Annotated in this window: 5 protein-coding genes; 1 reads left to right on the top strand and 4 read right to left on the bottom strand. The window is 58.0% G+C overall.

What is annotated here, in order from left to right; translation table 11 throughout:
* Positions 1 to 648 precede the first annotated feature (648 nt).
* The 4 genes from HIJ39_RS21745 to HIJ39_RS21730 all read right to left on the bottom strand — a co-directional run bounded on the left by HIJ39_RS21745 (position 649) and on the right by HIJ39_RS21730 (position 3,406).
* Entirely contained in the window at positions 649 to 834 is a 186-nt protein-coding gene (locus HIJ39_RS21745; RefSeq protein ID WP_169103136.1) for a hypothetical protein, read from the bottom strand.
* Positions 831 to 1,793 (bottom strand): cytochrome B6, encoded by a 963-nt coding sequence (locus HIJ39_RS21740; RefSeq protein WP_169103135.1) that lies wholly within the window; start codon positions 1,791 to 1,793, stop codon positions 831 to 833. The genes HIJ39_RS21745 and HIJ39_RS21740 overlap by 4 nt, the downstream gene beginning before the upstream one ends.
* A complete protein-coding gene (locus HIJ39_RS21735; RefSeq protein ID WP_169103134.1) occupies positions 1,793 to 2,416 on the bottom strand; it encodes a cytochrome b N-terminal domain-containing protein in 624 nt (207 codons plus the stop codon). Before HIJ39_RS21735 ends, HIJ39_RS21740 begins: the two co-directional genes overlap by 1 nt.
* A 315-nt stretch (positions 2,417 to 2,731) precedes the next feature.
* Positions 2,732 to 3,406: a hypothetical protein gene (locus tag HIJ39_RS21730; protein ID WP_169103133.1), complete on the bottom strand. Its 675-nt coding sequence runs from the start codon at positions 3,404 to 3,406 to the stop codon at positions 2,732 to 2,734.
* Positions 3,407 to 3,861: 455 nt separating this feature from the next.
* On the opposite strand from HIJ39_RS21730, the gene HIJ39_RS21725 reads away from it, so the two are divergent.
* A complete protein-coding gene (locus HIJ39_RS21725; RefSeq protein WP_169103132.1) occupies positions 3,862 to 4,119 on the top strand; it encodes a hypothetical protein in 258 nt (85 codons plus the stop codon).
* Positions 4,120 to 4,175 lie beyond the last annotated feature (56 nt).

Below are 4,175 nucleotides of genomic sequence, written 5' to 3'. Positions count from 1 at the left end.
GTCGCAGAGGTCCCGGGATTTCACAAAAATCAATGAGAACAACAGGTTTCACACAAAAAACTAAGGTAGGAGGAACAGGGTCTGCCGCGGGATCCTTTACGCACATTCCCCTGCCAGCCCAGGGCTTGGACAGCCCACAGGCATCGGGAATGGCGGTTGCCGGTTCCTGACTCAGCGCGCTGACGAGCTTGACTAAACGCTAGGTGAACCGCGCATCGCCGAGCACAGTGTGACCCAATTCGCGCGCCGCCGACCCGGTCACGATGTCGCGGTCGTCGAACATTCTCCGGGTCACCTTGCCTCCGCTTTGCGCACGCCCGGGAGACACGTTTCTCACATGGTGCAGAGATAATGAACCGACTGGCAGCCGGGTCTGAAGATCGTGACCTGAGCCTAAAGGCGGAGATGTCCCGCGCACTGTCTCGCAGCGAAGTGATCTGCTGAAATCCCAAGCACATTGGCTCGACGCGACGCATCATGCGTTTGCGGAAGCTGCCAGCCGTGGAACGGCGTCTTTCTGCCGGCAGGACTCGCGTGAGGGGAACGGGGATCCCACGCGGCCCCGCTTCCCTGAAATCGATGGAATGCGACGGGCCAGGGCTGGCTTGACCTGCCTCAAATGACCTGGATCCTATGCACCGTTGGGCGCTATTGGCGGCGGCTGCGGGCGGTCACGGTGCCGACCGCTAAGAGGAGGCCCAGTCCCATCATGACGACACCCAAGGCCAGAGACCCCCAACGCACCGGAACGACGGAGACGCCCATGAGCCCAAAGCCGAGCACGCCCATCACCGAACCAAGGATGAAGCGCAAGATGCCGATACGCCGTTTCATGATGAACGGGACAGGTCGACGGGGGCCGACTGACGCTTCGCGTAATACTTACGCCAAATCAACCGATGGACGCCCAGCAAGCGAGGGAGGCGATTAATACCGGGAATCCAGGGAGCCAGCATCAAGACGAGAAAGACTACCATGCCGGATCCCAAGGCCAGCGCGTCCGCCGCGCTCGCATTCGCAATAAAGGGCAGCTGGTAGATGGCCGTAACAATCGTCATCCACCAGGGGCCGGGGTACGGGGCCCGCTCTTCGTGAATGATCCCCCATTGGTTGCCTTCCAACTCGAGTTTTTTGGCCGCATTGTGCAAGGGACGGCCCTGCAAGAACAACAAGGAATTCTGATTGTCAAACTGGTAGTCCGCCGGACTCCGGTCGAGCGCCCCTGTCATCAATCCACTTTGTCCGAGGCGCAAGATCCCTTGCATCATGGTGTTGAGCGGCCCATAGGCGCCTGCAGGTACCAGCACCCGGGGACCCTGCACCCGGGCGTGCTGGAGTGCAGTTGCAAACGCCTCTTCCCACTGGGCCTGCTGTGCTGCCGAGGCGTGCGTGAACTGGCGCAGCGCGGGGGTGAGGCTGGGGTCCAGGTGGGCGGCGTAGGCCAACGGCTTTAAGACAAAATCTTCGCGTGGATACACCGGGTGAATCACGCCTACCCACGTCTGGACGACATCCTGGACGGATCCTGTGCCATTGTTGTAGGGCGGGCCGTAATTCGCGATCTCCCCGGTGCCGTTGAGATCGCCGAGGGCTACCGTCAAAAACTCCTTAGGATGGGTGGTTGCGTAGGTGTTAATCTTGAGGGCCGGCCGCACGGGTTCGTGAAAGAGGCCCGAGAGCACAACGGCAAGCACAGCGACCACGAGCGTGGTGCCTAAGAGGTGTTTGACGAAGTCGGCCGGGACATAGCGGTAGCGGTGCGTCACGTCAATGCGTGGGTGATAATGCCGCATCAATGTGCCTCCTCGTGCAGAATCTCTTGCAATTCGTCTTGGCTGGGATAGGGCGGGACCACACCTTTAATACGGATGAAGGCAATGTGGATGGCAATAATCGCGCCCAAAATCACCGGCATCACCACCACATGCAGGCCATACATTTGCCCGGCGTTCAACGTATTGAACCAGGCCAATCCAAGCGCGTTTAAGCCGTCTTTCGCCTGCACAGCGTTCCATTGCGAGTAAAAGTCACCCCGCATGAGATACCCGGTAAACGCGGTGGGAATAGCGACCAGCAACGCCAGGGTACCGAGCAGCCAGGTCCGTTCACGGCCTCCCCGCCACGCGCCGGAAAAGAAAACGCGTAAAAGATGTAGGATCATGAAAAAGAAAAAGGCCTGAACCGACCAAAAGTGGATGCCACGCAGATAAAACCCGATGGACGAGACGGTCCACCATTGCGGACCATTGGCAGCCATAATAATCCCGGAGAGCACGAGAATCACGAAGCTCGATGCGGTCAGCGACCCCAAGGTGTACATGAGGCCAACGGCATATTCGGGCAGTTCGGTAGGCAACCAGGTGTCGAGGGAAAACAAGGCGCCCATCTTCTGCCGCAGATAACTGGTCCAATTCATGGAAGACGCTTTGTGAACTGTCGAACAAGTTAAGATCCAGTGTACCAAGATTTACTGCCTGGAACAATTTCTCGAGCGTACTCAAGAAGAACTCCAAAATATACCCGGACGACATGGATTCCAACTGAAGGCCGCATTAGGGAGGCACGTGCTGGCCTTGGCGCAGGTCAACGCAACTTTGTCACGAACGAAAGAAAGAGAACTTGGTGCCACGAAATGGGGCGCCCGATCCGTCGGGGCATGTCTAGAGGTGCCATCTCTTACCCGCCTATAACACCACGCCCATCCAGTGCCTAAACTGGGCCTGCCGTGTCTTCAAGAGCGGGGTCGTGATGCAGATGCGGTCGGCCGGCGGGACGGCGGGCGTGGATTGAGGTAGCCAATGAAAATCAAAATTAAGCCTATGATATTGAGGATCGGAAAAACGCTGGTTGTGAGGCCCTGCGACGCCAAGGTCCCGGCCAGACTGGGGATTAGTGCACCCACGGCGATTAATAGAATGGGATACCGCCGCGTCTTCCACCAAGACCACCCTGCACCGATCACGACGATCGGGCCTCCCACCGCTGACAGCATCAGATAGGCGATACGCGGCGGTCCGACGATGGCATGCCCGGCGTTGAGCAGTGCCCAGGTCCCATGCAACGTCGGGGGGTACACGATCGCCAGGACTACTAACGCAAGTTCTACAACCACAAAATAGAGGGCATACCCGGCGGCGATTTTGGAGCGGGGCCAGGCCAAATAGGTGGTCCCCACGGACATGGCGCCAACTAGACCCGCTGATCCGATCATATACACCTGGTATTCCCATACATGCCATTGGTTGTCCACCGTCAGCGCTTCCATGATAAACGCCAGGGCATATAGCGCAAAGGACAGGCTCCACCATAGATACACCGGCGCACGGCTTGTGCGCAGACGCTGGACCAAGCGCAAGACGAACACGAGCGCGAGGGCGGCCGCAGCCGCATATAACCCGCTGGCCATTCCGGCCCCCTCCTTTTTTCATGACAACCTCTGTGAAACGGGCTTAGATGGCCGGCGCCGTCGATGGGCACATCGGTGCGGTGGCAAGAACGGATTCACCCACGCACGAGCGCACACGGCGCAACAGCCACAGCAAGGGGCTGGATTGTTGGTTACGAGGGGCCCCGTTTCCCGGGTTTCGACAAACTAATTTATTCCATGTTACCACAACGATAACAGGACGTGGTGTTCTTAGGCGTTGGCTGGGAAATCAAGCCGGCTGAAGTCTTGAGCAGTCGGTGTGCCTCGTCGTTTGCAGTTGCCAAAGGACCGCGGTGGTTCCCCCAAGTGCGTCAAAGAGCGATGCGCCCCGATGCGGGATACCCTGTACTGAATCCGATATAATGCAATAGGGTCTTTATGAACTCCCGACCCGTTCATTCTCGCTCATCCTCACCGCCGGGAGTGACGCATTCATGCAATCGGATGACTTCCCGTTAGAAGTGCTTCCCCAAGAACGCAAGATCGGATGGGTCCCATTGACGGTCATGCGGTTTGGTCAATTTGCCACATTGGCTCAACTGTTAGTGGGTTCCACGCTCGGAGCCACCATGAGCCCGCTCGATGCGTTCTTCGCGTTGTCCTTGGGAGTCATCATTCTGCTACTCGTGGCTATGTCGATGGGGATCGTGGGACAAAAATCTGGTCTTCCGACTAGCAGCTTGTGTGAATAGTCCCGAACATCCGGCGCAAAAAGGACTTCGCGACCCGGATGGCGAAATAAAAACTT

Source organism: Sulfobacillus harzensis (assembly GCF_012933365.1).
Lineage (GTDB): Bacteria > Bacillota > Sulfobacillia > Sulfobacillales > Sulfobacillaceae > Sulfobacillus_B > Sulfobacillus_B harzensis.
The sequence above is the reverse complement of the archived record's forward strand: the minus strand, read 5'-3'. Positions and strand labels throughout refer to the sequence as shown.

Coding starts and splice junctions, on each gene's coding strand:
- HIJ39_RS21745 (WP_169103136.1), bottom strand. CDS start 834: ATGAAACGGCGTATCGGCATCTTGCGCTTCATCCTTGGTTCGGTGATG.
- HIJ39_RS21730 (WP_169103133.1), bottom strand. CDS start 3,406: ATGGCCAGCGGGTTATATGCGGCTGCGGCCGCCCTCGCGCTCGTGTTC.
- HIJ39_RS21725 (WP_169103132.1), top strand. CDS start 3,862: ATGCAATCGGATGACTTCCCGTTAGAAGTGCTTCCCCAAGAACGCAAG.
- HIJ39_RS21740 (WP_169103135.1), bottom strand. CDS start 1,793: ATGCGGCATTATCACCCACGCATTGACGTGACGCACCGCTACCGCTAT.
- HIJ39_RS21735 (WP_169103134.1), bottom strand. CDS start 2,416: ATGAATTGGACCAGTTATCTGCGGCAGAAGATGGGCGCCTTGTTTTCC.